The organism is Peptoniphilus indolicus ATCC 29427, from assembly GCF_000227315.1.
Taxonomy (GTDB): Bacteria; Bacillota; Clostridia; order Tissierellales; family Peptoniphilaceae; genus Peptoniphilus; species Peptoniphilus indolicus.
In genome coordinates this window covers 135,449-140,502 of sequence record NZ_JH165063.1, presented here as the reverse complement: position 1 = coordinate 140,502, position 5,054 = coordinate 135,449, and the positions used below count along the sequence as shown (strand labels likewise).

Below are 5,054 nucleotides of genomic sequence, written 5' to 3'. Positions count from 1 at the left end.
TTTCTGTAACTGTTTTTTAACAGCTGTACATTCTGAATTGTCACGAAAGCGAGGCTATGGTTGTGTAAACTATACTTCAAACGGTTCACACACAGATATGGACCATAACACTTTTTTAAATTCTGCGAGCGCAATAGTGGATCAACTAAAAAAAGTGGAAGGCTCTGATTTAACAGATTTCAAGAATTTAAAAAACTTCGGAGTCAAAGTAGAAGAGGCTATGTTTAAATCAACCAATGGAATAAACACTCACAAGGGATTAATATTTTTAATACTGTTTGTCTACAGAGAATGGCTACTAAATACTGACTATTCTGAAATTTCAAAATCTATTAAGGAATTTTCAAAAGAGTTGACCTGCGACTACACAAATCCTCAAAACAGTGCCAAACTTCATACTTTTGGCATAAATGACATTCGTACATTTCCACTCACCGGTTACGAAACAGTATTTAATTTTATAGATTTAATAAAAGAAAATTATTGGGATGAAGACAAAAAAACTCTTTATCTAATTGCAAATATAGATGATACAACAACCATAAAGAGAAGTGATATAAAGACGCTTAAATTTTTACAGAATAGGGCTCTGGAAATTCTAAATAATTACGATGAAAGGTTAGCTGATGAACTAGACAAATTCTATGTGAAAAATAACATTTCATCCGGAGGCATTGCAGACGTATTGACTACTGCAAATTTAATTTTAAATTTATATGGAGGTAAAAATGCAAAAATTATGGATTGATAAAATAGAATCTGACTACAATAAATGGGCAAATTTATTAAAAGAATCCGGACTAAAGACTGAAAATACTGTGCATGAAACTTATGGAATTTTTGAAAATGATGTTCTCGTTGCGACCGGCTCCACATTTGAAAATATAATTAAATGTATCGCAATTAAAGAAAGTTATCAGGGCGGTTCTGTTTTCAATGAGTTGATTTCTTTTTTAATAAATACTATTTACGAAAAGGGATTTAAAGATATTTATGTTTACACAAAACCGGCATCTGAAAAAGCCTTTTCTTTTCTTGGATTTAAAACTATTGAAAGAGTTGGAAATGATTTAGTTTTTATGGAAAATTCTACAGATGGTTTTGGTAAATATATAAATTCTTTAGTTGCTCCTAAAATTTCAGGAACTGTGGGTTCGATAGTAATGAATGCAAATCCATTTACTAATGGGCACTTGTACTTAGTCGAACAAGCTAAAAAAATGTGTGATGTGCTCCATATTTTTGTGGTTAGTGAAGATAAATCTGTCTTTGATTTTAACACAAGGTTAAATTTGATTAAGCAAGGTACAAGCCATTTAAATAACGTCTTCTATCATCCTACAAAAAATTATTTGGTATCTTCTCAAACTTTCCCATCTTATTTTTTAAAGGAATCAGTGAGTGTAACAGAAGTGCATGCAGAGCTCGACAGCAGAATATTTAAATACCATATAGCTCCTAAGTTAAATATTGGATATAGATTTGTAGGAGAAGAGCCTTTTAGCAAACCAACTGAAATTTACAACGAAACTATGAAAAAAGTATTTAACTATTCTCCAAATCCAAACTATCCTCTGCTTGAGATTATAAAGAGAACTGAAGTTGATGAAAAACCTATATCTGCTTCTACAGTTAGAAACTTAATTGCAAATGGAGAGTTTGAGCAAATTGAAAAGTTAGTTCCTAAAACAACTTATGACTTTTTAAAGTCTGAAAAAGCTAATCATATAATTAAAAAACTACAAAATGACCCTCTAAAAGGATTTAAACAATCTGATACAAAATAATTGAAAAAGGATATGTCAGTTCCCCGGCATATCCTTTTTGTTGTTTTTCTTATTTGATGTCAAGAGTTACTTTTTCTTCTACAGCTTTTACTATAGATTCATTAACAAGAGCTTCTGTAATCTTTTCAAGTTCATCATAGATTTCGATATCTTTATCGTTTTCGATGAAATTTACAGTCTTTCTTACAACGTCATAAGCTGCTTGAGTTCCAACTCCAAGTTTGAATCCTTCTTCTTTTCTGAAGTCGATAGCTTGAACTGCTGCCATGATTTCAGTTGCAACGATACGTCTTGAGTTTGCAACGATATCTCTAGCTTTTCTTGCAGCTATTGTTCCCATTGATACAAAGTCTTCTTGGTTTTCGCAAGATGGGATTGAATCAACACTTGCCGGATGAGCAAGTACTTTGTTTTCTGATGCAAGTGCTGCTGCAGCGTATTGAGTAATCATGAATCCTGAGTTTAGGCCAGGGTATTTTACTAAGAATGAAGGGAAGTCAGATAGTTGTGCATTTACTAATCTCTCAACTCTTCTTTCAGAAACATTACCTATTTCAGAAGCACCAATTCCTAGGAAGTCAAATGGTTGTGCCATTGGTTCTCCATGGAAATTACCGCCTGAAATTACTTCTGTATCAGAAATAATGATTGGGTTATCAGTTGCTGCGTTAATTTCTATTTCAACTTTTTCCTTAACATAAGCTATTGTATCTTTACTTGCTCCATGAATTTGAGGGATACATCTTAATGTATAAGGGTCTTGTACTCTTATATCAGCTGTGTGAGTTAGGTAAGTTGAACCTTCAGTTAATGCTCTCATGTTCTTAGCTGTTGCTAAACATCCATTGTGAGGTCTGATTGTGTGAAGTTTTTCATAGAATGCATCTATAATACCTCTGTGAGCTTCTAGTGAAAGTGCTCCAGCGATGTCTGATAATTTTAAAAGTTGAATTGCATCGTGTGTAGCAAGAGCTCCAATTGCTGTTAGAACTGTTGTTCCATTGATTAATGCAAGACCTTCTTTTGCTTGAAGAGCTATAACTTCAACACCGGCTTTTTCCATAGCTTCCTTACCTGACATAAGTTCGCCTTTGAAATATGCTTTTCCAAGTCCAAGCATTGGAAGTACCATGTGTGCTAAAGGTGCTAAGTCTCCACTTGCTCCTAGTGAGCCTTTTTCCGGAATGTGTGGAACTACTCCATTATTTAGCATGTCAAGAATTGTATGAACTGTTTCAAGTCTTATCCCGGATACACCTTTAACAAGTGAGTTAATTCTGATAAGCATGATAGCTCTAACTTCATCTTCTTTTAGAGGTTCACCAAATCCACTTGAGTGAGTTCTAATTAAGTTTTCTTGAAGTTGAGAAGAATCTTCTTTGGAGATACTTACTTTACAAAGAGAACCGAAACCAGTTGTAACTCCGTAAACAACTCTTTCTTCTTCTACTATACCATCAACGATTGCACGAGATGCTTTTACTGCTTCTTCTTGTTCAGGTGCTATTTCAACTTTTACGCCTTCTCTGGCAACTGCAACTACTTCTTCAAGAGTTAAGTCTTTACCATTTAAAATTACTTTTTCCATTTTTTCCTCCTATTTATCCTTTATCCAAATAAATTGATAAATTTGTTTATAAATTGATTAAGATGCAGTTTAGTTCAAAACTACATCTTAATTGCTACCTATTAATTATCCAAATATCATTGTAGCTACAACCCCACCTATGATTAGGAAGATGTCATAAGCTATGAATGTAGGAACACAAGTGTCCCAAATGTGATTGTGTTGTCCGTCTGCATTAAGTCCTGATGTAGGTCCTAAAGTTGAGTCAGACGCCGGAGAACCTGCATCACCAAGAGCTGCTGCTATACCTATTAAAAGAATAATAGATGGTGTTGAAAGTCCTATTTGAAGTCCCAATGGGACATATATTGCTGTTACAATTGGAATAGTTCCGAATGATGTACCTATACCCATTGTTATTAACAAACCTACAAGTAACATTATGAAAGCTGCTACTGCTTTTGAACCTGACATATATACTGCTGCTGCATCAACAAGTTCTTCAACTGCTCCACTTGTTCTTAATACATTAGCATATCCTGATGCTACTAACATTACAAAAGCTATAAATCCCATCATGCCAATACCGCCGTTAATTACGTCGTCTAAGTTCTTAATTTTTATACATCCTGTTAGAAGCATTACTATAAGTCCGCCTAGCGCTCCAAGTGGAAGTGATTCTGTTATAGCTGAAATTGCCGCTGTGACAATACACCCCGCAAGAGCTCCCCAAGCTTCACGAGACATTACAGCTTCTCCTGTATCTTCTTCAGCCCCTACTATCGGAAGATCTTGATATTCACGTTCTTTTCTATATAGGACAAGAACACAGAAGATAAGACCAACTAACATTGAAAGACCGCCTATCCACATTACTCTCTTAGTATCTGAAACAGATATAGGTAAACCGGCTTGAGTTATATTATCTACCAATATTTGGTGGAAAATTAAACCAAATCCAAGTGGTAATGAAATATAAGGTGCTTTAAGACCAAATGTAAGAGCACATGCTAATGCACGTCTATCAATTTTAAGTTTATTGAATACAGTTAGTAGCGGTGGAATTAATATAGGTATAAAGGCAATGTGTACAGGTACTAAGTTTTGTGAAAAACATGAAATAAATGCCAAAGCAAAAATTAAAAACATCTTTTTACCTGATAAAACCTTTGCAATCTTTTGTGATAAGATTTTTCCTAAACCACTTCTTGCAAGTCCCACTGCAAATGCTCCAAGTAATATGTAACTAAGAGCTGTCGCTGAGTTACCTCCCATACCACCAATTAACAAACTCATTATAGAACCGTCGCCTTCAACTAGTGGCATTCCCGCAGAGAATCCTGCTACCATTGCAGATACTATGATTGCTAAAAGTACGTTAAATTTTAACAAACAAAGTATGCACATTACTAAAACTGATATAACAACCGGATTAAATAATATCATATAATTTCCTCCTTTTTATATTTACTCGGTTTTTATGATCTAATTATAATCAATTTCCATCAATTAGATGTCAACTATTATTAAATTTAATACGATTTATTATATAAAATTTTATTTTACTTCATTATAACTTTACAATAGATCTTGCTTTAATCTATGGAAAGTGAGCTTTTTCTATAAAAAACGTCTAATTATCGTCTTCTAAAACATTTTCACTATTATTCTTTTGTATCTTCACTGTAACTGTTATAAAA

At 33.7% G+C, this 5,054-nt stretch carries 4 protein-coding genes; 2 read left to right on the top strand and 2 right to left on the bottom strand.

What is annotated here, in order from left to right; translation table 11 throughout:
* Together HMPREF9129_RS07325 and citC are read left to right on the top strand one after the other, a co-directional pair.
* Nucleotides 1-748: triphosphoribosyl-dephospho-CoA synthase (locus HMPREF9129_RS07325; RefSeq protein ID WP_040552807.1), on the top strand; the 748-nt coding region annotated here is incomplete at its 5' end.
* Nucleotides 729-1,787: a [citrate (pro-3S)-lyase] ligase gene (citC, locus tag HMPREF9129_RS07320; protein ID WP_050794634.1), complete on the top strand. Its 1,059-nt coding sequence runs from the start codon at nt 729-731 to the stop codon at nt 1,785-1,787. The genes HMPREF9129_RS07325 and citC, both read left to right, overlap by 20 nt.
* A 49-nt stretch (nt 1,788-1,836) precedes the next feature.
* On the opposite strand, the gene hutH is transcribed toward citC, so the two are convergent.
* Both hutH and HMPREF9129_RS07310 read right to left on the bottom strand, forming a co-directional pair.
* The gene (hutH, locus tag HMPREF9129_RS07315; protein WP_004822064.1) at nt 1,837-3,375 is read right to left on the bottom strand and encodes a histidine ammonia-lyase; all 1,539 of its coding nucleotides are present in this window, start codon (nt 3,373-3,375) and stop codon (nt 1,837-1,839) included.
* A gap of 105 nt (nt 3,376-3,480) precedes the next feature.
* Nucleotides 3,481-4,800 carry a Na+/H+ antiporter family protein gene (locus tag HMPREF9129_RS07310; RefSeq protein ID WP_004822062.1) on the bottom strand — a complete coding sequence of 440 codons (1,320 nt, stop codon included), beginning with the start codon at nt 4,798-4,800 and terminating at the stop codon, nt 3,481-3,483.
* Nucleotides 4,801-5,054 lie beyond the last annotated feature (254 nt).

Coding starts and splice junctions, on each gene's coding strand:
- citC (WP_050794634.1), top strand. CDS start 729: ATGCAAAAATTATGGATTGATAAAATAGAATCTGACTACAATAAATGG.
- hutH (WP_004822064.1), bottom strand. CDS start 3,375: ATGGAAAAAGTAATTTTAAATGGTAAAGACTTAACTCTTGAAGAAGTA.
- HMPREF9129_RS07310 (WP_004822062.1), bottom strand. CDS start 4,800: ATGATATTATTTAATCCGGTTGTTATATCAGTTTTAGTAATGTGCATA.